24 protein-coding genes and 1 pseudogene are annotated in these 23,055 nt (G+C 53.5%); 11 read left to right on the top strand and 14 right to left on the bottom strand.

The genetic code is table 11. The features are described 5' to 3' along the window. Position 1 precedes the first annotated feature (1 nt). From pstB to J2T58_RS01805, 4 genes are read left to right on the top strand one after another with little or no spacing between them, the layout of a single operon-like run. Positions 2 to 766 carry a phosphate ABC transporter ATP-binding protein PstB gene (gene pstB / locus J2T58_RS01820; RefSeq protein ID WP_253486990.1) on the top strand — a complete coding sequence of 255 codons (765 nt, stop codon included), beginning with the start codon at positions 2 to 4 and terminating at the stop codon, positions 764 to 766. A 5-nt stretch (positions 767 to 771) separates the two neighbouring features. After that, positions 772 to 1,485 carry a phosphate signaling complex PhoU family protein gene (locus J2T58_RS01815; RefSeq protein WP_253486988.1) on the top strand — a complete coding sequence of 238 codons (714 nt, stop codon included), beginning with the start codon at positions 772 to 774 and terminating at the stop codon, positions 1,483 to 1,485. 57 nt (positions 1,486 to 1,542) lie between these two features. Then, positions 1,543 to 4,110, top strand: a complete 2,568-nt coding sequence (locus J2T58_RS01810) for a U32 family peptidase (protein ID WP_253486986.1) — start codon at positions 1,543 to 1,545, stop codon at positions 4,108 to 4,110. Then, a complete protein-coding gene (locus J2T58_RS01805; protein WP_253486985.1) occupies positions 4,107 to 4,748 on the top strand; it encodes a type I 3-dehydroquinate dehydratase in 642 nt (213 codons plus the stop codon). The genes J2T58_RS01810 and J2T58_RS01805 overlap by 4 nt, the downstream gene beginning before the upstream one ends. Before the next feature lie 8 nt (positions 4,749 to 4,756). On the opposite strand, the gene J2T58_RS01800 is transcribed toward J2T58_RS01805, so the two are convergent. From J2T58_RS01800 to J2T58_RS01765, 8 genes are read right to left on the bottom strand one after another with little or no spacing between them, the layout of a single operon-like run. Continuing rightward, positions 4,757 to 5,752: a chorismate synthase gene (locus J2T58_RS01800; RefSeq protein WP_253487277.1), complete on the bottom strand. Its 996-nt coding sequence runs from the start codon at positions 5,750 to 5,752 to the stop codon at positions 4,757 to 4,759. Continuing rightward, positions 5,752 to 7,083, bottom strand: coding sequence for a shikimate dehydrogenase (gene aroE / locus J2T58_RS01795; protein WP_253486984.1), 1,332 nt, complete (start codon positions 7,081 to 7,083; stop codon positions 5,752 to 5,754). The genes J2T58_RS01800 and aroE overlap by 1 nt, the downstream gene beginning before the upstream one ends. Further along, on the bottom strand, positions 7,068 to 8,345 hold the full coding sequence (aroA, locus tag J2T58_RS01790) for a 3-phosphoshikimate 1-carboxyvinyltransferase (protein WP_253487276.1): 1,278 nt from the start codon (positions 8,343 to 8,345) through the stop codon (positions 7,068 to 7,070). The genes aroE and aroA overlap by 16 nt, the downstream gene beginning before the upstream one ends. After that, positions 8,345 to 9,136, bottom strand: a complete 792-nt coding sequence (locus tag J2T58_RS01785; RefSeq protein WP_253486983.1) for a prephenate dehydratase — start codon at positions 9,134 to 9,136, stop codon at positions 8,345 to 8,347. Before J2T58_RS01785 ends, aroA begins: the two co-directional genes overlap by 1 nt. Next, a complete protein-coding gene (locus J2T58_RS01780; protein WP_253486982.1) occupies positions 9,130 to 9,984 on the bottom strand; it encodes a prephenate dehydrogenase/arogenate dehydrogenase family protein in 855 nt (284 codons plus the stop codon). Before J2T58_RS01780 ends, J2T58_RS01785 begins: the two co-directional genes overlap by 7 nt. After that, on the bottom strand, positions 9,962 to 10,948 hold the full coding sequence (locus J2T58_RS01775) for a 3-dehydroquinate synthase II (RefSeq protein ID WP_253486981.1): 987 nt from the start codon (positions 10,946 to 10,948) through the stop codon (positions 9,962 to 9,964). The genes J2T58_RS01780 and J2T58_RS01775 overlap by 23 nt, the downstream gene beginning before the upstream one ends. Beyond that, complete coding sequence (locus tag J2T58_RS01770) at positions 10,945 to 11,730, bottom strand: 2-amino-3,7-dideoxy-D-threo-hept-6-ulosonate synthase (RefSeq protein WP_253486980.1); 786 nt, start codon at positions 11,728 to 11,730, stop codon at positions 10,945 to 10,947. Before J2T58_RS01770 ends, J2T58_RS01775 begins: the two co-directional genes overlap by 4 nt. Before the next feature lie 5 nt (positions 11,731 to 11,735). Beyond that, positions 11,736 to 12,527 (bottom strand): 2-amino-3,7-dideoxy-D-threo-hept-6-ulosonate synthase, encoded by a 792-nt coding sequence (locus J2T58_RS01765; protein WP_253486978.1) that lies wholly within the window; start codon positions 12,525 to 12,527, stop codon positions 11,736 to 11,738. A 263-nt stretch (positions 12,528 to 12,790) separates the two neighbouring features. On the opposite strand from J2T58_RS01765, the gene J2T58_RS01760 reads away from it, so the two are divergent. Then, positions 12,791 to 14,203 carry an MFS transporter gene (locus J2T58_RS01760; RefSeq protein ID WP_253486976.1) on the top strand — a complete coding sequence of 471 codons (1,413 nt, stop codon included), beginning with the start codon at positions 12,791 to 12,793 and terminating at the stop codon, positions 14,201 to 14,203. Positions 14,204 to 14,205: 2 nt separating this feature from the next. On the opposite strand, the gene J2T58_RS01755 is transcribed toward J2T58_RS01760, so the two are convergent. Beyond that, complete coding sequence (locus tag J2T58_RS01755) at positions 14,206 to 14,574, bottom strand: hypothetical protein (protein WP_253486974.1); 369 nt, start codon at positions 14,572 to 14,574, stop codon at positions 14,206 to 14,208. Between the two features lie 154 nt (positions 14,575 to 14,728). Between J2T58_RS01755 and J2T58_RS01750 the strand changes: the two genes are divergently transcribed. Both J2T58_RS01750 and J2T58_RS01745 read left to right on the top strand, forming a co-directional pair. Continuing rightward, positions 14,729 to 15,634: an ABC transporter ATP-binding protein gene (locus J2T58_RS01750; RefSeq protein WP_253486973.1), complete on the top strand. Its 906-nt coding sequence runs from the start codon at positions 14,729 to 14,731 to the stop codon at positions 15,632 to 15,634. A gap of 5 nt (positions 15,635 to 15,639) precedes the next feature. Then, positions 15,640 to 16,422 carry an ABC transporter permease gene (locus J2T58_RS01745; RefSeq protein WP_253486972.1) on the top strand — a complete coding sequence of 261 codons (783 nt, stop codon included), beginning with the start codon at positions 15,640 to 15,642 and terminating at the stop codon, positions 16,420 to 16,422. Here the strand turns inward: J2T58_RS01745 and J2T58_RS01740 are convergent. Together J2T58_RS01740 and J2T58_RS01735 are read right to left on the bottom strand one after the other, a co-directional pair. Then, complete coding sequence (locus tag J2T58_RS01740; protein WP_253486971.1) at positions 16,419 to 16,754, bottom strand: hypothetical protein; 336 nt, start codon at positions 16,752 to 16,754, stop codon at positions 16,419 to 16,421. The two genes, J2T58_RS01745 and J2T58_RS01740, sit on opposite strands and share 4 nt — an antisense overlap. Positions 16,755 to 16,809: 55 nt before the next feature. Beyond that, entirely contained in the window at positions 16,810 to 17,028 is a 219-nt protein-coding gene (locus tag J2T58_RS01735; RefSeq protein ID WP_253486970.1) for a hypothetical protein, read from the bottom strand. Between the two features lie 152 nt (positions 17,029 to 17,180). On the opposite strand from J2T58_RS01735, the gene J2T58_RS01730 reads away from it, so the two are divergent. From J2T58_RS01730 to J2T58_RS01720, 4 genes and pseudogenes are all read left to right on the top strand, one after another. Then, positions 17,181 to 18,212 carry a radical SAM protein gene (locus J2T58_RS01730; protein WP_253486969.1) on the top strand — a complete coding sequence of 344 codons (1,032 nt, stop codon included), beginning with the start codon at positions 17,181 to 17,183 and terminating at the stop codon, positions 18,210 to 18,212. 129 nt (positions 18,213 to 18,341) lie between these two features. After that, a pseudogene (locus tag J2T58_RS11185) lies at positions 18,342 to 18,494 on the top strand (helix-turn-helix domain-containing protein); the annotation flags it as partial. 3 nt (positions 18,495 to 18,497) lie between these two features. Next, positions 18,498 to 19,505: an ImmA/IrrE family metallo-endopeptidase gene (locus J2T58_RS01725; protein WP_253486968.1), complete on the top strand. Its 1,008-nt coding sequence runs from the start codon at positions 18,498 to 18,500 to the stop codon at positions 19,503 to 19,505. 1 nt (position 19,506) lies between these two features. Next, positions 19,507 to 20,001 carry a DUF4411 family protein gene (locus J2T58_RS01720; RefSeq protein ID WP_253486966.1) on the top strand — a complete coding sequence of 165 codons (495 nt, stop codon included), beginning with the start codon at positions 19,507 to 19,509 and terminating at the stop codon, positions 19,999 to 20,001. 53 nt (positions 20,002 to 20,054) lie between these two features. Here J2T58_RS01720 and J2T58_RS01715 read toward each other — a convergent pair whose 3' ends face one another. From J2T58_RS01715 to J2T58_RS01705, 3 genes are read right to left on the bottom strand one after another with little or no spacing between them, the layout of a single operon-like run. After that, entirely contained in the window at positions 20,055 to 20,753 is a 699-nt protein-coding gene (locus J2T58_RS01715; RefSeq protein ID WP_253486964.1) for a glycosyltransferase family 2 protein, read from the bottom strand. Beyond that, on the bottom strand, positions 20,750 to 21,730 hold the full coding sequence (locus J2T58_RS01710; protein ID WP_253486962.1) for a glycosyltransferase family 4 protein: 981 nt from the start codon (positions 21,728 to 21,730) through the stop codon (positions 20,750 to 20,752). The genes J2T58_RS01715 and J2T58_RS01710 overlap by 4 nt, the downstream gene beginning before the upstream one ends. After that, positions 21,727 to 23,037, bottom strand: a complete 1,311-nt coding sequence (locus J2T58_RS01705) for a protoporphyrinogen/coproporphyrinogen oxidase (RefSeq protein WP_253486960.1) — start codon at positions 23,035 to 23,037, stop codon at positions 21,727 to 21,729. Before J2T58_RS01705 ends, J2T58_RS01710 begins: the two co-directional genes overlap by 4 nt. Between the last annotated feature and the right edge of the window lie 18 nt (positions 23,038 to 23,055).

Below are 23,055 nucleotides of genomic sequence, written 5' to 3'. Positions count from 1 at the left end.
CATGAAACAACAGGATAAAGCGCTTGAAACAAAAGCACTCAATCTCTATTACGGATCAGCACAGGCACTCATCGATGTTGATATACAGATCCCAAAAAACCAGGTGACCGCATTGATTGGTCCGTCCGGGTGTGGAAAATCGACACTCCTCCGGTGTTTCAACCGGATGAACGATCTCATCCCTGACTGTACCATCTCAGGATCAATTCTCTACCATGGGGAAGAGATTACCGGACGATCCACCGATGTTGTCGAACTCCGGAAGAGGATAGGCATGGTCTTTCAGCAGCCAAACCCCTTCCCAAAATCAATCTATGAGAATGTCATCTATGGACCGAAGGTGCATGGTGTAAAAGACAGAAAAGAGCTTGATGCGATAGCAGAGAAGAGCCTGAAAGGGGCTGCCATCTGGGAGGAGGTCAAAGAGAGGCTCCATGATGCGGCTCGCGGCCTCTCCGGTGGCCAGCAGCAGCGGCTCTGTATCGCACGAACGCTCTCCGTCGGCCCGGATATTATCCTCATGGATGAACCCTGCTCTGCCCTCGATCCGATTGCTACTGCGAAGATCGAAAACCTCATCACTGAACTGAAAGATGAGTATACCGTGGTTATTGTGACCCATAACATGCAGCAGGCAGCCAGGGTCTCCGACCACACAGGATTTATGTATATGGGAAGGCTGATAGAATTTGATACAACATCGGTCATCTTCGAAAAGCCAAAAGAAGAGCTGACTGAAAATTATATTACAGGAAGATTTGGGTGAAACTGATGAAAGATCACTATCACAGGGAGCTCGAAGCATACCAGGTATCAGTCGGAGGCTATAGCCGGTTTGCCATCTCGATGCTTCGTGACGCCTTTGACGCCTTCTCATCCCTCGACAGGGAACTGGCATGCGAGATAGCAGGGGGTATGGAGAATGTCTGCATTCAGACCGGCGAACCGGAGATGCACCAGGACGTGCGTGTACCCAGAAAGGTCTTTCTCAGTCTGCGCAGCGATCAGCTCGAAGAACAGGGGCTGAAACTGATAGCCCTTCACCAGCCGGTTGCATCCGATCTCCGGACAATATCCTGCTGTATGAACCTCATCTCCTCAGCCGAGCGGATCGGGAGATACGGGAAGGACATCTGCCATTGCACCTACAAACTCCCCGAGGGAATACATATCAGGGGGATGGTACGCCTCCCCGAGATGGCGGAGGGTGCACTATCAATGCTCGAGGATGCCCTGCATGCCTTCGACACTCGTGATCTCAGCATTCTGGAAGGATTCTCCCGCCGTGATGATGTCATCGATGAGTTGCGCTATATGATCTATGAAGACTGCATAACGATTATGGAGGAAGATCCCCGGACGATTCCCTACTGTGCGACGTATCTCCTTGTGGATCGATATCTTGAGCGGTGTGCGGATCATGCCTGCAAGACCGCCGAGAAGATCCACTATATGGTCACGGGAGAGAGGGTGGATATCAGATAGGTATCCATCCCCTGATCGAACCTTTTCTTTATCTCCAGAGATACCATAGTACTCGTGATGGAGAGGCATACTGATATCCCTGAGCTCCTTGCCCCGGCAGGATCACGGGAGGCGTTTGAGGCTGCCGTTGCCGCAGGAGCAGATGCGGTCTATCTCTCCGGCACCCGGTTTGGTGCCCGGGCATATGCGGCGAACTTTGATGATGACGCCATGAGAGAGGTCATATCTGATGCACATGGACGAGGAATCCGGGTATATGTGACCGTCAACACCCTCGTCTCCGATGATGAGATCTCTGATATCGGTGAATATCTCCTCTATCTCTACCGGGTTGGGGCAGATGCCATACTTATTCAGGATCAGGGGATTCTGCGGATTGCCCGGACCATTCTTCCGGATCTCCCGCTCCATGCATCCACCCAGATGACGATTCATTCAATAGAGGGTCTGCGATATGCCGCCGGAAAGGGGATATCAAGGATTGTTTTCGCACGTGAACTCACCCTGGATGAGGTGAGGGAGATAACACGCCATGCAGATGCGCTCGGTGTCGGGATTGAGATCTTCGCCCACGGAGCACTCTGCATGGGCTATTCAGGCCAGTGCCTACTCTCATCTGTCATCGGGGGGAGGAGCGGCAACCGGGGATCCTGTGCACAACCCTGCCGGCGACAATATCAGCCGGTGATCGGTACTGTGGACCCGTATGGCCGACCAGTTCTGAGAAAAGGGGTAAACACTGAGCCTCGGTACCTCCTCTCACCACGTGATCTTGCCACGTATACCCGACTGCCTGAGGTGATTTCGGCGGGAGTCGTGGCACTGAAGATTGAAGGGCGGATGAAGTCACCGGCCTATGTTGCCACTGTGGTCTCCCTGTACCGGAAGGCGCTTGATCAGATAGCTTCGGGCAGCTTTGTCGCTGATGAGGAGGCACTCCGCAATACTGCCTTCGTCTTTTCAAGGGGGTTCACCGAAGGCCATCTCTTCGGGGCGAAGGGTAGATCCTTCATCTCAGAGGATCGCCCTGATAATCGTGGAGTCCGGTTTGGTACTGTCACCTGGTACGATCGAAGCAGAGGGGAGGCGGTCATCAGGGATCTCTCAAAGCCGTATCCCGAACGTGGTGACGGGGTCGTCTTTTACAAAGAAGGTGAGGATGATGTTGGTTGTGACGTTCATACCCATCCAAAGATACAGGAAGGGACGCTCCGTCTGAAGACACCGGTTCCGGTAAAGACGGGGATGGATGTGGCGATCAATAAGCGGCGTGCCATTGAAGAGCAGGCAGCAGGAACCATCGCTTCATATCATCGTGGGTGTGGCAGAAAGGTCGAAATTGATCTCTCAATCACGATGGAGGGGGATCATCTCAGGCTTGACGGATACGTATCCGCACCCTGGGGAGGCCGGATCCCCATCTCGGCACGATCTTCTTCGCCGATGGTTCCGGCAGAGAACCGGCCGGTCACTGAAGAGACGATCATCGATCTCATCACAAGAACCGGCGAGACCGGCTTTACGATTGCAATTCTATCTATCTCATATCCCGGAGGTCTCTTCCTCCCGATCAGGGTGCTCACAGAACTGAGGCGTGATCTCATCTCTGCCGCAGATGCCGCGCTCAGGGCGGGCCCCCCCCGGGATCTGGAAGCGGCAGAAGAGAGATGGCAGGATTGTCTCAGATCACTGAAAGAGGAGAGGCAACCAGAGAGGGCTGATACCCCGATACTTGCCGTCTATGCCTCTTCGATGGATGAGGTGGCCGGAGCCCTTGAAGGCGGGGCGAAGAGGATCTACTATGAGCCGGCTCATCCCATCACATCCTGCGAGAAGCGGACCCTTATCTCAAAAGAGAGATGGCAGGAGACGGTGCTTCATGATCTCTCCACACTGGTAGCCCTCTGCAATGAGTATGAAGCAACCTTCTTCTGGAAGTTTCCAGAGATTGCCAGAAAACGGTTCCTCGACTATGCATTGCCGATCCTGGGTGAAGCCCGGTCGAGAGGACTTCGGGGGGTGATGGTCGGGGGCGTGGGTATGGCAGAGGCGATCCACGAAATTGTACCGGATATGGAGATTGCCGGCTCATCCGGGCTGAACCTGATGAACCGCGCAGCAATCGCAGAGATGAGACCTTTTCATCGATCACTCGCCCTCTCGCATGAGATCTCATATAGAGAACTTCAGCGCCTTGGCATCTCCGGTGGCGAGATGATCGAGCTCTTCGTCCAGGGATCGGTACCAGCGATGATCACGGAACACTGCCCTGCACAAGGGAGATTCCCCTGCCCCGGCAGCGGAGGTGGACGACTCACCGCACTCGCAGATCATACCGGGCGGATCTTCCCCGTCAGGGCGGATGCAGAGTGCCGGACCATCATCAGCAATGCGGTGGAGACCTGTCTCATCGACCATCTCCCCCTGATCCTCGATGCCGGGATTGGCATCCTTGGGATCGAGCTTCGGGGGAGGACAAAAGAGTATGCCCGGATCGTCTGCAGGGCATATCACGAGGCATTGCACGCGGATGCAGAAGAGCTGAAGGCATTGAAAGAGGAGATACGAATGGTTGCATGGGGCGGGATCACCACCGGCCGGTTCCTGAAGCGGGGTGACCAATGAACCTGATTGTGTCATTGCATTCACTCACAGATCTCGAGGCTGTCATCGGAGAGGACCCTTGGGCAATTGAGCTCCGGCTGGATCTCATCGACGGACTGACCGCTGATGATCTGGCCAGGGTGCGACAGGTCTGGGATGGAAGGATTCTTCTCACCCTCAGAAGTAGTCCAGAAGGGGGGAAATTCACGGGTGATCCGGATGAGTGGAGGCAAAAAATTGCAGCGTATCTTCCGTTCTGTGATATGGTCGATATTGAGGAGCGCTTCGCTGAACATGCAGAATGGATCAGGGGCCAAAAAAAGGTGGTCATCGCCTCCTACCATGCCAGACTGATGCTTGATGCGGATCAGTTTCTGGACCTCTCCACCCGTCTCAGACGATTCGGGGATATTCCCAAGATCGTCCTTGCCCCCGGAAGCGACGAAGATGCACTGCTCCTGCTCCGCTATTTTCTCGATGCGGAGAAGCCGATCTGTATCTCGATCATGGGATCGGGATATGCCTGGCTCCGACCCTTCCTTCTGATGATGGGATCTGCCTTTGCCTACTGCCATGCCGGTGAGCCGACTGCCACCGGGCAGTACCATATCAGGGAGATGCGGGCGATCATCTCGCTCCTCACCCGGACACCGGAGTAAGGCATGATTTATGGAAAACTACTGAACCGATCCCGCATCAGCAGTGCATCAATGAGAACGAGGGCGAGCATACACTCCGCAACAACCTGTGCCCTGGGGACGATACAGGGGTCATGGCGTCCCTTGATCTCAAGGGCCATCTCATTGCCGTCAATATCAACCGTCTCCTGGGGGATGGAGACGGAGGGTGTCGGCTTGATGGCGAGCCGCAGATAGATCGGTTCTCCATTGCTGATTCCACCAAGGATTCCGCCTGCATGGTTCGTTGCCGGGCCGGATCTGAAGAGGGGATCATTCCACTCGCTCCCATACATTCTGGCAGAGGCAAATCCCTCCCCAATCTCGACCCCTTTGACGGCACCGATCCCCATCATCGCCGCTGCGATAGCAGCATCAAGCTTCCCGAAGACCGGATCGCCAAGACCGGGAGGGCAGCCGTCTGCTATCACCTCGAGGCATCCACCGACCGAGTCCCCCCGCTCCTTTGCCTTCAGAATCTCCGCATCGAAGAGTGCGGGATCTGAAATTCCATGGATCTCGGTGATCCTGCTTCGTATCCTCATCCCCTTTATGCCAAGGCATTTCATCGCAACAGCCCCCGCCGCGACCCGTGCCGCGGTCTCACGGCCGGAACTTCTCCCCCCGCCACGGTGATCACGAATCCCGTACTTCTTCTGGTAGGTCTGGTCAGCATGACCGGGCCGGACGGCCGACCGGAGAGCCTCATAATCCCTGCTCATAGCACCCGTTGATCGGATCAGGATTGCAATGGGCATCCCGGTGGTTCGCCCTTCAAAGACTCCGGAGAGGATATCAACCAGATCCGGCTCGTTGCGTGGTGTGGTCGTTGGCCCCTGTCCGGGTCGTCTCCTGTCCATGAAAGGCTGGATATCACTCTCATGCAGAGGAATACCCGGAGGGCAGCCATCTATCACAACACCAAGGGCAGGGCCATGGCTCTCCCCAAAGGTCGTGACCTTGAAGAGGTGGCCGAAAGTGTTCATCATCCAAGCACCCCCCTGATCTTCGAGGGATCGGGATCGATGCCGGTGAGGAGCGAAAACTGTGCCGCCGCCTGGTAGATGAACATCTCCGTCCCTCTGATTATTCTGCATCCCGCCGCTTCCGCCTCCCTGAGGAGGGGGGTCATGGGGGGTGTATAGACGAGATCGAAGACAGTGACGCCGGGCCTGAGAAGGGAGGAGGAGACCGGCGAGCCGTCGCTCTCCTTCATACCGAGCGATGTGGCATTGATGATCAGATCTGCGGATTTGATCTCCTGGAGAGGGAGTGCAGTACATCCGAACCGTTCTGCAAGTGCCTCCCCCCGTTTCGGGGTCCTGTTGGCTATCGTCACCCGCATATCCAGTGACAGGAGGGCATAGACGGCGGCAGCGGCGGCACCCCCTGCACCGACGACGAGAGCATCGGATCCTCTCAGATCCCACAGAGGCTCCCGAATACCTATCCAGTCGGTATTATGGCCATAGAGGCGTTCGCCACAGCGAACAACCGTGTTCAGGGCACCAATCGCGGTGACATCCTCATCGGGTTCATCGATACAGGAGACCATCGTTTCTTTGAATGGGATCGTGACAGATAGTCCTTTCGCACCAAGTACCCGCATCCCCTTGATCGCGTCCTCTGCTGACAGAGCCGGAAGGAAGATATACCGTCCGGGAATCCCATACCCCGGAAAGAGCTTGTTATAGAGAAACGGGCTTCTGCTATGGGAGACGGGATTTCCGGTTATGGCATACACAAGCGGGATATCCCTGAGATCAGCAGGAGAGATCCCCGGAGGAAACTGACAGGCAGGGGGGATACTCCGATCCGTCATCCCCCGGTTTCTTAGGATCTGATCAACAATCCGGGCCGGATTCTCCCCGGTGGTGCTGATACAGAGATCAGCACAACCACGGTAGATGGGGCCGCGTGTCTTTCCAAGATGATGTATCTCATCCTCAGCGGATAGATCAGTGAGAGGCGGCCGATCACTCCGCCGGGTACGGGCTGCGAGGGTTGCTTGATCCGCAGTCAGCAGGATGATCGCCGAACCCTGCCTGAGGAGGAGCCTGTTTTCCGGGTCCATCACCGCACCACCCCCGGTAGCGATCACTGCGGGGCCGGCCGGGAGCGAGGCGATCACCTCCCTCTCGATCCTTCGGAACTCCTCCTCACCATACCGGGAGAAGATCTCGGGGATCTCCAGGCCGGTTTGCTTCTGGATGAGGGCATCGGTGTCATGGAAAGGAATATCCTGCTTTTCCGCCAGCATTCTTCCAACCGTTGATTTCCCTGTGCCCCGAAGACCGATGATCACATACCGTCCCATAACCCCGCCTCCACCAGGAGATCCCAGAAAGCCGGATAGGACTTGCCGACACATCCTGCATCCAGAAGACTGACATCACCAATGCCAAGACCAAGAAGAGCACCACTCATCGCAGTCCTGTGATCATTCTCCGGATCAATAACCCCCCCATGCAGTCTGCCGGGTTGTATCCGGATTGCATCTCCTGATGTGGACACTCCCGCACCCAATGACGTAAGGATACGCCTGATCGCCTCGATCCGATCACTCTCCTTATGACGGAGGTGGGCAACACCCGTAATCTCTGTAGGGCTGTCCGCAAAGACGGCAACCGCAGAAAGGGTCTGGACCGTATCGGGCATCGGGGACATATTAACCTCTGTTCCAGAGAGAGAGCCATCCATCCGGAGATGAACGGAGGTTTCTCCGGACCGGACCCGGCACCCCATCGTCTCGAGGATGGCAGGAAAGCCACGATCCCCCTGCGGGGATGAGACCTTCAGGTTTGTGACGGTGACATCTCCTCCGCAGATGGCACCGATACCAAAGAAGTACGATGCAGACGAATAGTCCCCCTCAACAGAGTACCTCTTGGAAAGATATTCCGAGGTATTGGGAACCTGAAAAAGACCCGGTTTTCTGTCATCTACATTGATACCAAAGTTCTTCATCAGGTCGGTGGTGATGCCCAGGTAACTGGCTGATACAGGGTTCTCCCCGGTCTTCACCTCAACCGGCTCCTCTGCATAGGGGGCGGTCATCAGGAGGGAGGTGATGAACTGGCTGCTGACTCCTGATGGGAGTTCGACCCGGCCGCCGAGAAGTCTTCCGGAGACCTCAATCGGCGGGTAGCCCGGCCTGCCGAGGTACCTGACTGTCCCCCCGATGCTGTTGATCGCTTCGACGAGATCCCCGATGGGGCGTTCACACATACGGGGGCTTCCGGTGAGGATAACCGGATGATCCGCGAGGAGTGAGACGGATGCGAGGAGGCGCATGCTCGTCCCTGAGTTCTTCAGATCGATGGTGACAGGCCGCCCCGGCCGAAGATCCCCCCGGGTTCCATGAATATGGATACCCCGCTCTTCTTCGGTTATTTCCACTCCAAGGGTCTTCAGTGCCTGCAGGGTCAGCAGAGTGTCCTCTGCTATAAGAGGATCTTCAATGAACGATCTTCCATCTGCAAGGGCGGCGGCGATGAGGGCCCGGTGAGTATAGCTCTTCGAAGGGGGAGCCCGCACCTCCAGATCAACAGGGTCCTCCCTCTTCCGGAGATGAACCATCATGTTGGCACCTCAAGGCGTGGATAACAGCCAAATTCCCGCACCAGCCCCCTCCTCTTCAACACAGCAAGTGCGTCACCTGCGTTTGGTACTGCCTCAAAATCGAGGAAGAACCGGTAGCTCCCGATACCCCGGCCGGAAGGGCGTGACTCAATCCGCGAGAGGTTGATCTTCCTCTCTGCAAACGGTGATAGGAGCGCATGAAGGAGACCGGGGGTGTCTTCCGCAGGATCGATGAGAATGCTGCATTTTACCGCATCACCCTCGGTATACGGTTCCCGGTCTATCCTGATGAACCTCGTGGTATTCGAGCGGCTGTTCTGGAGATCACGGAGGATGATCGGGATATGATAGTATGCTGCGGCACCATCCGAGATGATCGCCGCCGCCCCTTCCTTTGCATCTGCCAGCAACGCACTCTCTGCATTGCTGCTTGTATGAATCACCGGAATAGTGAGTCGGTCAAGGGCACGACTGCACTGTTCATGGGTCTGTGGGTGGGCATATATCACCGTGATCTCATCCATCCCAAAGGAGGAGGCAAGGTGATGGTGGACCGGGAGGTAGCATTCCCCGGTAATACTGACATCATAGTCGCAGAGACCATCCAGTGTCGGGCCCACACCACCAGCTTCGCTGTTCTCAATCGGCACAAAGCCGGTCGCCTCACCCTTCTCCACGACTGCAAATACCCGTGAGATGGTCGGGAGGAGGAGCGGCTCTTCCCTGCAGAGACGGACGACAAGCTCGTGACTGAATGTGCCTGCCGGCCCGAGGGCGGCGATCACCATTCCCTCACCACCATGTCGAGGAGAAGGTCGGTGAGTAGAAGCGCGGCATCAGAGAATTCCCGTGTGAAGGTGGCGTCCATCTCAAACTCCCTGACAAATGCCTCGGGATCTTTTGAGTCTATCGTCTCCTTCAATGCATTGACAGAGAGGGCATAGGCGCCGAGGATCTTCTGGATCTCCTGATTCCCAAGGAGCATGCCACCGTACAGCCCCCCATCCTGCGAAAGGGTCCGTGTCATAAAGGCAAGAGATGCATGCGCATTGGGGGTTGCGTACGGGAGGAGGCGGGATATTGGGAGATCAAGGCCCCTAAGGGTCATCGCAAGGACCATACTCTGGAAATGGATGAGACCCTGCATCACCGCCATCGCATGATCATGCTCTTCTGGTGTTGCTTCGGCGACTGACATCCCGGTCGCCTCGAAGATCTCCCTGAGCCAGTCTGCCGTCTCCCGGGAGGATCGTGCCGGGGTCATGATCATCTTCTGACCGGACAACGTGGCCATATTGGGTCCAAAGAGCGGGTGGAGGCCGATGACCTCAGCCCGTGATGCCATCATCGCCGAGACCGGCATCACCTTCAGAGAGGTGAGGTCAGCGATCAGCTGATCCTCCTCAAGTACCGGAGCGATGGAGGCGATGACCGCTTCGGTCACATCGATCGGAACCGAGACCAGGATGACGCTGCAACGCCGGGCAAAGGCACGGTACTCATCCGGATCAGCCCGGCCGATCACCTCAACTATACAGCCCGCTCCCTCAAAGACACCGGCAAAGAGCTCACCCATTCGGCCGGTTCCACCGATTATCCCGACCAGGCGGCCATCATCTCTCAAGGATGGTCTCATCGATGGCAATCCCAAAATGCCGTCCTCCTTTCATCAGATGGCCGAGAATCCGATCACCCGGCTTCAGTTCCACAACACTCCGTGCACCCCCGTCTTCGCCAACGAGCCGTACGGTCTCTGCATTCTGGATAATGGCACTTGCCGTCTGACCCTCCCCCTCCACCTCGATCAGAAGAAGGGGGCGGCGTTCGATCTTCACGCGGCCCACAGCGACCGTACGGGTCCTGCCTGCTCCTGCAATGGCAGTCCCTTCATCTCCCGCTCCGATCTCGGAGAGGTACCGCGTCCTGCCATCCGGGGCGAGGATATACATATGGACCGCTCCTGCATTCACCCTGAAGGGGCGGGGTGAGACGTAGGGGTTCTCAAGCGTCTCGGCGGCAACCAGCAGGAGGGCGGATGAGGTATTGCCAACGAGCATCCCCTCCCCCTCAGAAAAGAGAGAGCAGGTATCGATGCAGACCCGGTCCCCGACACCGACAGGGGTGATCCCGGTGATGGTCAGGGGGACGAGCGGAACTGTGCCGGCATCCCCTTCGATGAGGGCAGCGACATGCCGGATAACCTCCGGATCATCAGATCTCAGGAGAAGGCCGCCGACCCCTTTCTCAAGAATGCCAAGTGCCAGTTCGGCTTCAGCCTCATCCTCCACCCTGGCAATGATATGATCTGAGACGGCGACAAGGTTTTCCAGTGGAATAACCGTCCAGTCGGTTGTACTCACAACAACAGGACCCAGACGCGCCTGCTCAGCCGCCTTCTCCTCAGATGCCTTATCACTGATCTCAACCCTCTGAAAGTCCCTTCCCTCAATGAGATCGCCGTCAGGTGCGATGATCGGAATCCTGGCAAGCGATGCGGCATCTTCCTTTGTATCGAGGAGGAGCGCAGTTGCCCCCCCTTCTATCGCGGCGAGTGCGGCCTCCTTCTTCCAGGGCCGGATCTCAACCCAGAACTCCTTCATGAAAGCCGCCTCTCAACTGCCGCCGGATTATCACGGTCATGAACGACCCGGCAGATTGCATGGACAAACTCTGTGGTATTATTACGCTGGAATGCGTTTCGCCCCATGCAGACACCTGATCCCCCGGAGTCGATGGCATTATCGATCATCTCAAGTGCCGCAAGATCGCCCCCTTTCTCCCCCCCGGCGATGAGGATCGGGACCGAGCAGGCGGCGACGATCCGCCTGAAGGCCTCCTTATCCCGCGGGTAATTTGTCTTGATGAGATCCGCACCGAGCTCTTCTGCAACCCTGACACAATGTGCGATGGCGACGGGATCATCCGGATCGATATCCTTTCCGCGGGCGTATATCATGATGAGAAGCGGCATCCCCCACCGGTTACATTCCTGTGAGATGATGCCGGCCGCCTCGATCATCCTCGATTCCTGTGGAGCACCAAGGTTGATGTGAATCGAGACGGCATCGGCACCGAGGGTGATCGCCTCCTCCACGGTGCAGATCAGCACCTTATCATTTGGATCCGGGTTCATTGAGGTGCTTGCAGAGAGGTGGACGATAAGCCCGATATCCCTGCCTCTCTTCCTGTGCCCCCCTTTCACCATACCTTTGTGAAGAATGATGGCATTTGCCCCGCCGGCACTGACATCATCAACGATCGTTGGCATATCAAGGAGCCCTTCAACCTGGCCAAGCGTGAAGCCATGATCCATCGGTATGATGACACTGCGGCCAGTATTCCGGTCCATTATTCTCTCAAGTCGTATCTGTTTTCCTATCATATCTCTCACCTCTCAAGTATTTCTAATGCCTCTTCAACCGAACGGTGCTCCATCAGTACTGCGCGGGCAGCAGTGAGGAATGCAGCAGGATTTTTGTGCTGGAAGACATTTCTCCCTATGGAAATTCCTGCGGCACCCCCGAGCATCGATCCTTCGACGATCTCAAGCATCTCACGATCATTCATCTTCGACCCCCCGGCAACAACGACGGGGACACTGCATCCTTCTGTCACCTCCCGGAATGAGTCGGGATCGCCTGTGTAGACGGTCTTGACGAGATCAGCACCGAGTTCTGCTGCAACCCGCGCAGCGAGCTTGACATGTTCCACATCACTTTCGCACTCAATCTTCCTGCCTCTCGGGTACATCATTGCAAGGAGCGGCATCCCCCATTCCATGCATTCAATCGAGATCCTCCCGAGATCCGAGAGCATCGCTGCCTCGGAGTCTGCTCCGATATTCACATGAACCGAGACGGCATCTGCCCCCATCTTCAGGGCATGGGTGACGCTGTTGACGATCACCTTGTTGTTTGGATCCGGTCCAAGAGATGTGCTCGCGGAGAGGTGAAGGATGAGCCCTATATCCTCTCCGGATCGCCGGTGGCCATGAAGGGCGAGCCCCACATGGCCAAGGACGGCTGTAGCTCCACCCTCAGCCACGGCATCAACAGTTCCACAGAGGTCAATAAGGCCGTGAATCGGACCTTGTGAGACCCCATGGTCAAGCGGGACGATGATCATTTTTTTTGTTTTTCGATCCATGATACGTTCAATGCGGATATCTTTACCATACATACTACCAAACCTCCTGATACACGCCTATTGAGAACAACCTGCCGGCTGTCTCATCAGGCATATCTAAAAAAGCGATGAAAACCGTAAAAAGCCCAAGCTACAGGCTTTACAGGTTGAATAGAAAACTGATCTGCGGAATGTTCAGACGCTCTGCTACCGGAGATAAAAACATTCACCGGCGAAAAAGCATCCACCACGCATAAAATATTGTTATTCCTCAGAGTATATAATGCTGTCCCGAATGTGTATCGGAGGGGTCATCCATGGAGACTCCCAACAGGTTTGTGAGCAGGATGCAGGATACCATGTATGACAGATCCGTTCTTCGTGCCGTTCTGATCGTCTCGACGATGGGATCGTTTCTGACTCCATTCATCGGGTCCATGATCAATCTTGCAATCCCACAGATAGGCTCTGAGTTTGGTGCGGATGCAATACTTCTTGGATGGATACCGACTGTCTATCTCCTGGCAAGTGCGATGTTCCTCATCCCGATAGGGAAAATGGCTGATATTTATGGGAGAAGGAAGATATTCATTCTTGGAATTATCATCATCGGACTAACGGCATTTCTCGCTCCATTTTCACCGTCTGTCATGGTTCTGATAGCACTTCGGGCCATCCAGGGATTCGGCAGTGCCTGTATCTTCGGAACAGCGGTTGCAATACTTACGTCAGCCTATCCGAAGGAGGAGCGCGGCAGGGTCCTTGGGATCAATGTTACCGGCGTCTACGCCGGCCTCTCCCTCGGACCTGTCATCGGCGGGGTGCTGACCCACTATCTCGGATGGCGGAGCATCTTCTTTGCGCTTGTCCCACTCTGTATCATCGTCTTTGTTATGGTACACCGGTACCTCCATGAAGACTGGAGAGATCCAAAAGCCCCGCCATTTGATCTCGCAGGGGCAGGATTGTATGCCGGGATGATCTGCCTTGGGATATATGGTATCACAGCCATCAGATCACCGACAGGGATCATCGCCCTTATCTCTGCGGTTATTCTCGTTCCGATCTTTATCCATTATGAGAGAAGAACAGTGTATCCTGTCTTTGATATCCGGATATTTTTAAGAAACAGAGTCTTTGCACTCTCCAACATCGCCGCCCTCATCAACTATAGTGCTACCTTTGCCATCGCCTTTCTGCTGAGTTTATACCTCCAGGTGGTCAAGGGGCTCGATCCACAGAGTGCCGGACTGATCCTGGTCAGTCAGCCCCTGATGCAGGTCCTCTTCTCCTCATGGGCGGGACGATTATCAGATCGGATCGATCCGAAATATGTTGCATCCGCAGGCATGGGGCTCAACGCAGTAGGACTCCTTATTCTTGCAACCATCACTGCCGAGACAACAATACCAACAATCATTACCGCACTCCTCTTTCTCGGATTTGGATTTGCCCTCTTCTCATCACCGAATACCAATGCGGTGATGAGCTCGGTTCATATCGGCGAGTATGGTGTTGCTGCAGGTACCGTTGCGACGATGCGGCAGCTTGGGATGGTCCTCTCGATGGGGATCACCCTCTTCCTCTTTGGTATCTTTATTGGCTCGATGGAGATCGGACCTGAACAGGCCGCCGACTTCATAGCAGCCCAGAGGATGGCCTTCCTGATATACATGGGGCTCTGTTCGTTCGGGGTGATCATCTCACTTGCCCGGAACAGAAAGGAATGATATCACCCTCTTTTCATACCTTTTTGAAGAAGGCGGGTTATTGAGAATGAGAGACCCATCACCCAGACACCCAGATGATCCCATGCCACAATAAATACCGGTTGATTTGGATACTGGGTATCACGGATATTTCTGATGGAGAAGTAGGCAAGAAGCAGCCAGACCGTGGCAACAGTCGTCTGACCGATAGTTGCTGTCCAGAGGCCAAGGGTAGCGAAGATGAATGTCAGAAGGAAGGCAAGAAAGCTTGTAAAGAAGGCTGTGAAGAAGTTGACCACAGCACCCCTCCTGATGACATCGTCAAGCTGGGGAAGGAGCATCACGGCGAGGAGAAAGGTGATGATCGATATTGAAATATCCTGCCAGCTCATGGTTATTCCTGATAAGGGCCTCTCAGAACCATTAATCAGGTACTATTGACGTATAAACATAAGAGCGGATACGATCATTGTATTCGCGGATAAGACTGGAGCAGCGGGGTGATGCCCGGATACAGGAGAGCTCTGGCAGATACCTGGGTGATGTATGGGGGTGATAACAGCACGGAAGCTGGAGAAGCGGTTCCCTGACCTGACAGCTGTTGATCAGATCAGCTTCTCGGTGGAAGAGAAGGAGATCTTTGGGTTTCTTGGACCAAATGGTGCCGGAAAAACGACAACAATGAAGATGATCCATTGCGTCTCACCAAAGACCGGAGGAACCCTCTCCGTCTTTGGAATGGATGTGGAAAGAGAACCACGGAAGATCAAGCAACGACTCGGTATTGTACCTCAGGAGAATAATCTTGATCCTGACTTCTCTGCATTCCAGAACCTGACGATTTATGGCCGCTACTTCGGGATACCCCGCCATGACGCCGAGACGAAGGCAGATGAGCTTCTTGAGTTTATGCAACTTTCAGAGAAGAGGGATGTCCTGATCGAGAAGCTCTCAGGCGGGATGAAGCGGCGACTGATCATTGCACGGGCGTTGATGAATGATCCACAGCTCCTCATACTGGACGAACCCACCATCGGCCTCGATCCCCAGGCCCGCCACCTCATCTGGGAAAAGTTACGCCATCTGAAGGCAGCAGGATGTACCCAGGTGATGACGACCCATTACCTGGATGAAGCTGAAAGGCTCTGCGATCGTCTTGTCATCATGGATCATGGAAAGATCCTTGTTGAGGGGAGTCCGGAGACACTTGTCAGGGAGTATGCAGGATCTGAGATCATTGAGACTACCCCCACTCCCGAAGCCATCGCCTGCCTGGAAGCCGGGGATATCCCCTATGATATTTTTAGCGATCTCCTCCAGGTACAGACCGCAACACCCCAGACCATCGCACAAACGCTGATGGAGTCATGCCGCCATACGAATGTTACAGTCCGACGGGCGACGCTTGAGGATGTCTTTCTGAAGCTCACCGGAAGGACGCTTCGGGAGTAGCAGATATGGGATACTTTGGGTTATCTGAGATCTCAAGAGGGTCACTGGCAGTCTGGCGGAGGAACTTTGACGCATTCATCCGGACATATAAAGTCAACTTTATTCCGCCGTTTGTGGAGCCGGTCCTCTATCTTCTCGCCCTCGGTTACGGTGTCGGAGCACTCATCGAGGATGTCAACGGCATCCCGTATCCCGTCTTCATCGCACCTGCACTCGTCTCGATCTCAGTTATGTACTCAGCCTTCTTCGAGTGCACCTATTCAAGCTATGTCAGGATGTACTACCAGAAGACCTTTGATGCGATCATCGCAACGCCACTCTCGATCGAGGATATTGTCACTGGCGAGATCCTCTGGGGAGCAACACGGGGGACGATCTATGCAGCCCTTATGATCCCGGTCCTCTTCCTCTTTGGTGTCATCGATCTGCCGATGTCGCTGCTTCTAATCCCCTGTGCCATACCGGCAGGCATCCTCTTTGCCAGTATCGGCATCTGCTTTACTGCTATAACCCCAAGCATCGACTCCCTCAACTACCCGGCATTCCTCTTCATCACCCCGATGTTCCTCTTCTCAGGGACATTCTTCCCAATCTCCATACTCCCGGAGTCACTTCAGTACTTTGCATTCGGCCTCCTCCCCCTTGCCAACGTCGTCAGCCTGAACCGGGCCATCACAGCAGCGGAATTTTCACCCCTGATCCTCTATAACATCATCTGGATCATCGGGGTTGCGGCATTATTCTTTATCATCGGGCTAAACCTGATGAGGAGGAGACTTGTCATTTAGGGTGCCGGGGGAGCCCCGGTCTTTGGGATAAAGCGTTCTGCAAATCCTTCGATGAAATCTGCGCCTGCATATCCGGCAATGATGAGTCCAAACAGAAGTTCGCGGGTGATCTCAGATCCAAGAAGACCAACCGCTGCCAGAACCCCGGCTATCGATCCGAGGATCAGACTGAATATCAGATAGCTGAGATTAAACCAGTCTTTCATCTCCTGGCCCTTTTCAGCGGCCTCATCCGAGGCTTTCTTGATACCTACGATTGCCCGCGTGCCCTGGCCAACTGCTCCGAGGACTGCCCCCAGGAGGACATACATCAGTGCAAGTGAAACATCCATGATCTCAAAATATTATGGTAACTATAAAAATCCTATGATCCATGTCTCCGGATGCCTACTCCCTCTCCTCGGAACTCTTGGATCTCTCAGCTTCTTCATCAGATTCCTCCTTCAACCGAAGGTAATACCTTCCTCCGAGATCGAGTTTCTCCCCGGGTTTGAGCTCCTGCAGGGGTTTATCTGCATGCTCATGGCAGACATAGGATCCGCAGCAACCAAACACCTGACACCCCACTGCCTTCTTTCCACAGATAGTACAGACTAATTCCCTCATCTTCTTCTCCAGAAAAGTGGAAGGTGGAGAAGAAATATAAGGCTTCGCCTCTTCGCCAAAACCTGCTTATGTGCCCCTAATCTGAAAGAAGGAACACTTTCACACTCCGGTGACAGGGATTAATCAGTACTTCCCTCAGATGATCACCTGGAATGTCAGAGCAGCTGCACAAGCTCAGAACACTCTCCCGATCCTGCTTCGATATCAGCCTCCCATCCGGGGATAGCCGCTCAGGGATGGTGAAGGGGCGGTATCTGAAATGCCTCCTTGACGGAGGGTGTAGTTTTGACTGTGCATATTGTCCAGTCTGCAGAAATGAATCACCCGCCGCCTTCTCCCCGGACGAGCTCGCCTCCCTTGTCCTTACACTGTGGAGAGAGCAGATGATAGACGGGCTCTTCCTCTCCACCGGCATCCCCCGTGAGACCGATGAGAGTATGGAGAAGCTCCTCCGGACCGGAGAGCTCCTCAGGCAGGGAGGCTTTACCGGATACCTCCACCTGAAGATTGTGCCCGGAGCGGTGCGGAGCGATATCACCGAGGCAGCACGAATTGCAGATCGAATCAGTATCAATCTTGAAGCGACAGGGAGCGGCCGCCTCTCTGAGATTGCCTCTGTAAAAACCTACGAATCCGACCTCCTGAGAAGGCATGCATGGATTGCAGACGAAGCACCCGGGAGACATACCACTCAGATTGTCGTCGGGGCAGCGGGAGAGGGGGATGATGAGATCCTCTCGTTCATGACATCTGAGTACCGGAAGTATCAACCTGCCAGGATCTATTATTCCGGCTTTACCCCCCTTGATAATACCCCGCTTCAAAGGGGAGAAGGAGCAGATCCTGCTCGCGTAAAAGGGCTCTATGCCATCGATGCGCTTGTCCGCTCCTATGGTTACAGCGAAGAGGAGATCATTCCTGCCCTCGGGGAGGATGGGATGCTTCTCCCGGGTGATCCGAAGATCAATTGTTCTGGTAAGAGACGAATCGATCCTTCTTCTGCTACATGGGAGGAGCTGATCAGGATTCCGGGAATAGGCCCAAAGGCGGCAGATCGGGTTATCAGCCTGAGGAGTTCTGGAAGGGTAGCGACAGAGCAGATGCTCAGGGAAGCAGGTGTTGTGATGAAACGGGCCGGGGCGTATCTTGTGGTCGGAGGGAGGGTGCAGGGGCAACTTGGGTGAGCGGATGCGGCGGAGAGGAGATCAGGTGGGGGCCGAGATCGGGATTGATACCCGTCGTAATCAGGAAATATTATCATAACCTGTAACAAATGTAAATAAAATCGAAGAATACCAGTGAAAGGGCGTAGGATGGACACCATAATTAACGGGTTAATGATCAGGTGGGCAAGGGAACGAGCAGGACTTTCCCGGGATGAACTTGCATCCAGATTACAGGTTCAATCAGATAGTATCAATCGTTGGGAAGCAGGGGAGGTCCCAATTCCAATAACAAAAGCCAAAGCCTTGGCAAAAATAGCATTGTTACCGTATGGCCTGCTGTATGCAGACAACCCACCGGATGAGACGATACCAATCCCTGATTTCAGAACTCATCGAACGGGGATTATCAGAAAACCGAGTCCTGAACTACTTGAAACGATACGTGATGCGAAGCTGAAACAGGAGTGGTATCGTGATTATCTTCTCTCCGAAGATGCAGAACCTCTTGAGTTTATCCATTCATTCAACATTCTTGAAAGTCCAAAAACCGCAGCAGAAGAGATGAAAAGAATTCTGTGCATAAATGATGATGAATATCATAGCTGCCAGAACTGGGAGACTGCATTTCGGTATCTGATCAACCATGCAGAAGATGCCGGGATAACCGTTATTGTCAATAGTACACTCAGGAACAATACACATCGTCCACTTGATACCGATGAGTTCCGGGGATTCGTCCTCTCTGATGAGTATGCACCCCTTATCTTTATCAATGGGAGAGACGCCAAAGCCGCACAGATGTTCACTCTCATGCACGAGATAGCACATCTTCTGATTGGAAAAAGCGGGGTGCTTGACAATACGCTTGAAGCGAACCCGTCCATTCCCGAGGAGCATTGGTGCAATATGGCAGCTGCGGATTTTCTCACTCCAAAGGATCGTGTTCTGTCAATCTGGGATGCAGGAACAGATAGCAGCAGGAACATTGATAATCTCCGGCTGAAACTGAAGGTAAGCAGGCTGGTCTGTATATTCCGTGCATATCAATTGAATCTGATAAGCTATCACGAGAAGGAGAACCTGTTATCGGAAGAGATGGCGCGGATTGATTCCCAGAAGAATAAAAACAAGGAGAAAAATGCACACCCGGATCCCTATATCATCAGGAGATATAAAACGGGAAGAAACCTGGCTCTTGCTGTCATCTCCGAGGTACAGGCTAACCGGATGTTATATCGTGATGCATTCAGGCTGCTTGGAGTGAAAAGCGCTGACAGTCTGAGAGAATTTTCCAGAAAGCTTGGATATTAACATGAAATACCTTCTTGACGCCAATATTTTCATCGAAGCGAAGAACAGGTATTATTCGTTTGAGATTGCTGAAGGGTTCTGGGAATGGCTTGCATTACTATCTGATGAGCAGTCCTTTTTAACGATAAAAGAGGTCAGGGAAGAAATTATCAGCTCATATCATGATGATCAATTAGAGGCATGGTTGAAAAGATTCCCGTTACAGCAGTTCATCGATACTGATGTCGAGATACAGGCCAATCAAAGGAAGATTGCTAATTATATATTAAAACACGAAGTCTTCTCCCCGGAAAATAAGTACAGATTCCTTGAGAAAGCTGATCCATGGCTCATCGCTACAGCAATGGCGAAAGGCTACACGGTTGTGACCCATGAATCAAAGGCTGGAGGAGGGACAAAGAAGGTGAAAATTCCAAATATCTGTGAGATTTTCGATGTGAAGTATACCAATATCTTTGAAGTAATGAAAGCTAAAAAGGTTAAATTAAAGATATAATTATAAAACAGATCGATTATTATATTAACTAAGCCAGAATCCGCCTCTTCTAATCACTTGTACTCACGCCTTGAGTACTGGTACTTCTCATCATCCCCGCCCTTCACGGTGATATAGAGCCATTCATACAGGGATTTGAGCGTCCCAAACTGGACGTACCGGCGCATTGAGAACCTCACCCTGAGTTTTCCATCCAGCTTCACACGCCCAAGCGTTCTCATCCTTCGCGCAATCTCAAGGTCATCCCCTGCATCGATGGTCCGGTACATCCCTGCCTCAAAGAAGGCCTCCCGCCGAAATGCCGTGTTGCACCCGAGTGTGTAGTAGAGTGTGTGCGTAGAGTGCCCAATCCGAGAGAAGGCGTTGGCAAAGGCGAGCGAGAGGATATGCCTGACTCCTGGCTCACGCGGATCGACAAGGCCGTAGAGCTGAACTACCTCGGGATCTTCGAATCCTGCCGCAATTCGCTCGATCCAGTCTCTCGGCAGGAGGCAGTCGGCATCCGTTGTTGCGATGATATCCCCTTTCGATGCAACAGCACCATCGTTGCGTGCTCCACCGACCTTTGCACTGGTCTGGATGAAGACCGAGTCTGCATACTTCTCTGCGATGGTTCGGGTTGCATCGCGTGAGTTGCCATCGACGACGATGATCTCATAGTCCGATCGTGGGATCGTCTGGTCTGAGAGACTTCGGAGGCAGTCCTCGATATTTCCCTCTTCGTTATAGGTTGGTACAATGACAGATATCATGCCTCGTTCACCAGTTTATTGTATGTTGCGATATGCTCACCTGCAATCTTTTTGATATCATATCGTTCCGTGAATGGCCGGGCGATCGTTTTGATACGCCTGATCTCAGGTTCATCCCTCAGATGAGCTGCCGCCCCTTCAATATCAGAGAAGAGAAGGGCAGCAGGCCCAAAGACCTCCCGAAACTCCGGTATGTCACGGGCAATGATCGGAACACCGCTTGAGAGGGCTTCAAGGAGGACCATCGGCATGATCTCGGCAAACGACGGCATCAGGAAGATATCAGCTCCTGCATACGCCTCGGTGATATCAGGAACAAATCCGGTGAATATGACGTTCCTTCCTGCATTTCGCTTGCAGTATTCGATCCTGGCATAATCCTTTGAAAAGATGCTGTATGGATACCCCCCCACCCAGACGAAGATGATATCAGGGAAGAGCTTTGCAAGGGTCAGAAAATCATAGATCCCCTTCCTCGGCGTCTCCTGCGCAACGGTCAGGACGACGGTATCCATCTCTGATACCCCGATCAGCTGCCGGAATCGACCCCTCTTCTCCTTATCGGGCCTGAACTTTTCCCGATCCACCCCGTTTGGAATAAGGGTCGTCTCCATATCGGGGAGCATCTCATTGATCTCGCGCAGGCTTGGTGGGGTGATGGCGATGATATGATCAAACTTCGAATAGATCTTTGGATACTGGTTATTGATGAAGGAGGAGAAGGCGATATTCCCGTCATTTAAACGGGGAATTGAATGCGCCGTCAGGACTTTGACACCATCACTGTATGCCTTATGGGTGAGTGTCATCGGCCCGAAACTATGGTAATGAACAAGATCAAAATCGGCATCATAAGAGTTCCAGCGGGTGTCAACGCTTTTTGATGCGGCTATTCCGCTATAGAGTGTCTTTGCAAGGGTTGAACAGCCAAGATACTTGAAGAAGAAGATATCCTCAACGAAGATATTTACTCTCATAATCGCTCCATAAACTCCAGGGCGCTACGAATACAGCCATCCATGTTGAGATATTCAAACTGCGAGAAACGCCCGACGAGATGGATGCCGAGATCCTCAAGACAGGTCCGAACAATCTGAATATTCCTGAGGTACTCAAGATCATAGACGACATAGGCAAACTCCGAACGGGCGACTGAACGGGTAGCAATTCTGGCACCCTCAGGGATGAAGCCCATCCGGGTCAGGTGGGAGATAGTATCATCGAGTATCTCCTCATCGGTCAGCTCTGAGATGGCATCGCCGTCATTATAGGTGATCTCGGCAAGGATCGACGCATGGCCGGGGGGGGCGACTGAATCGCTGTAGTTTGATGGAAACGATATCCGATTGAAATGAGCGGTGGCGCTGTCGGGGATATAGACCCAGGAGAGGGGAGGGACAGATCCTTCGAATCCGATACAGACCGAGATGAGGGAGTTGTAGCGGAGGTTCTTACATGCCTCAAGAACAGAAGGTGGTATATCCGGGAGTGTTGGCAGGAGATACTGGAGCGGGATGGTGGAGATGACAGCATCGACCTGATACTCATCCTTTCCATCTCCGATGATCCAGGTGTCCCCATCCTTCCGGAGAGATCTGACGGTATACTCCGTATATATCTTCTCCTGTATCGGATCTGCAATTGCCGATACCAGGGCTTCGATTCCCCCCTCGACAGGATAACAGAAGACCGATTGGTGGGTATACCCCTCTGTTGGAATCCCGGTTGCAGACCTGATGATATCCTCAACGGGTGGGCGTGGAACGCGTCCTTCCATCCAGTGTGCCGACATCTTTTCTGTCGGATAGTTCCAGATCTTCTCGTTATATGGAACAAGATAGCATTCGGCTATCCCCCGGCCGAAGGTGCAATAGATCCATTCACGGAAGTTTCCAGGGGCAGGCATTTCCCCCTTTTCGGCAGCGATGAGTGTCCTGATATATTCGTTGATGCAGAAGAAGAGATCCTCTTTGGGAAGTTCATAGAGCCCGTTCTCAAAAGGATACGTGACCAGGAGATCCTTATAAAAGATCTTTGTATTCCGCTTCCGTTCCGCTTTATTGGTATCCAGAACGGTATGCATGAAGCTGAGTACATCGGTATCACGTGAGAAGATGATATGTGAACCACCCTGATCAAAGGTGAAACCATCCTTATACATCGAGCGGCAGAGACCACCGATCCGATCCTCCTTCTCAAAGACAACCGGATCCTCCCCTGCCTCATGCAACAGCCGGGCGAGCGTCACACCGGTCAGCCCGCCACCAAGAATCCCCCATTTCACAGTATATCATGTGAGGGA

The organism is Methanocalculus alkaliphilus (genome assembly GCF_024170505.1).
GTDB classification, from domain to species: Archaea; Halobacteriota; Methanomicrobia; order Methanomicrobiales; family Methanocorpusculaceae; genus Methanocalculus; species Methanocalculus alkaliphilus.
Note: the sequence above shows the minus strand (reverse complement) of the source record. Positions and strands in the feature narration are given on the sequence as shown.

What these genes read in the sequence shown, in the direction of transcription:
- pstB (WP_253486990.1), top strand. Translation starts at nt 2, where the DNA reads ATGAAACAACAGGATAAAGCGCTTGAAACAAAAGCACTCAATCTCTAT.
- J2T58_RS01815 (WP_253486988.1), top strand. Translation starts at nt 772, where the DNA reads ATGAAAGATCACTATCACAGGGAGCTCGAAGCATACCAGGTATCAGTC.
- J2T58_RS01810 (WP_253486986.1), top strand. Translation starts at nt 1,543, where the DNA reads ATGGAGAGGCATACTGATATCCCTGAGCTCCTTGCCCCGGCAGGATCA.
- J2T58_RS01805 (WP_253486985.1), top strand. Translation starts at nt 4,107, where the DNA reads ATGAACCTGATTGTGTCATTGCATTCACTCACAGATCTCGAGGCTGTC.
- J2T58_RS01800 (WP_253487277.1), bottom strand. Translation starts at nt 5,752, where the DNA reads ATGAACACTTTCGGCCACCTCTTCAAGGTCACGACCTTTGGGGAGAGC.
- aroE (WP_253486984.1), bottom strand. Translation starts at nt 7,083, where the DNA reads ATGGGACGGTATGTGATCATCGGTCTTCGGGGCACAGGGAAATCAACG.
- aroA (WP_253487276.1), bottom strand. Translation starts at nt 8,345, where the DNA reads ATGGTTCATCTCCGGAAGAGGGAGGACCCTGTTGATCTGGAGGTGCGG.
- J2T58_RS01785 (WP_253486983.1), bottom strand. Translation starts at nt 9,136, where the DNA reads ATGGTGATCGCCGCCCTCGGGCCGGCAGGCACATTCAGTCACGAGCTT.
- J2T58_RS01780 (WP_253486982.1), bottom strand. Translation starts at nt 9,984, where the DNA reads ATGAGACCATCCTTGAGAGATGATGGCCGCCTGGTCGGGATAATCGGT.
- J2T58_RS01775 (WP_253486981.1), bottom strand. Translation starts at nt 10,948, where the DNA reads ATGAAGGAGTTCTGGGTTGAGATCCGGCCCTGGAAGAAGGAGGCCGCA.
- J2T58_RS01770 (WP_253486980.1), bottom strand. Translation starts at nt 11,730, where the DNA reads ATGATAGGAAAACAGATACGACTTGAGAGAATAATGGACCGGAATACT.
- J2T58_RS01765 (WP_253486978.1), bottom strand. Translation starts at nt 12,527, where the DNA reads ATGTATGGTAAAGATATCCGCATTGAACGTATCATGGATCGAAAAACA.
- J2T58_RS01760 (WP_253486976.1), top strand. Translation starts at nt 12,791, where the DNA reads ATGGAGACTCCCAACAGGTTTGTGAGCAGGATGCAGGATACCATGTAT.
- J2T58_RS01755 (WP_253486974.1), bottom strand. Translation starts at nt 14,574, where the DNA reads ATGAGCTGGCAGGATATTTCAATATCGATCATCACCTTTCTCCTCGCC.
- J2T58_RS01750 (WP_253486973.1), top strand. Translation starts at nt 14,729, where the DNA reads ATGGGGGTGATAACAGCACGGAAGCTGGAGAAGCGGTTCCCTGACCTG.
- J2T58_RS01745 (WP_253486972.1), top strand. Translation starts at nt 15,640, where the DNA reads ATGGGATACTTTGGGTTATCTGAGATCTCAAGAGGGTCACTGGCAGTC.
- J2T58_RS01740 (WP_253486971.1), bottom strand. Translation starts at nt 16,754, where the DNA reads ATGGATGTTTCACTTGCACTGATGTATGTCCTCCTGGGGGCAGTCCTC.
- J2T58_RS01735 (WP_253486970.1), bottom strand. Translation starts at nt 17,028, where the DNA reads ATGAGGGAATTAGTCTGTACTATCTGTGGAAAGAAGGCAGTGGGGTGT.
- J2T58_RS01730 (WP_253486969.1), top strand. Translation starts at nt 17,181, where the DNA reads ATGTCAGAGCAGCTGCACAAGCTCAGAACACTCTCCCGATCCTGCTTC.
- J2T58_RS01720 (WP_253486966.1), top strand. Translation starts at nt 19,507, where the DNA reads ATGAAATACCTTCTTGACGCCAATATTTTCATCGAAGCGAAGAACAGG.
- J2T58_RS01715 (WP_253486964.1), bottom strand. Translation starts at nt 20,753, where the DNA reads ATGATATCTGTCATTGTACCAACCTATAACGAAGAGGGAAATATCGAG.
- J2T58_RS01710 (WP_253486962.1), bottom strand. Translation starts at nt 21,730, where the DNA reads ATGAGAGTAAATATCTTCGTTGAGGATATCTTCTTCTTCAAGTATCTT.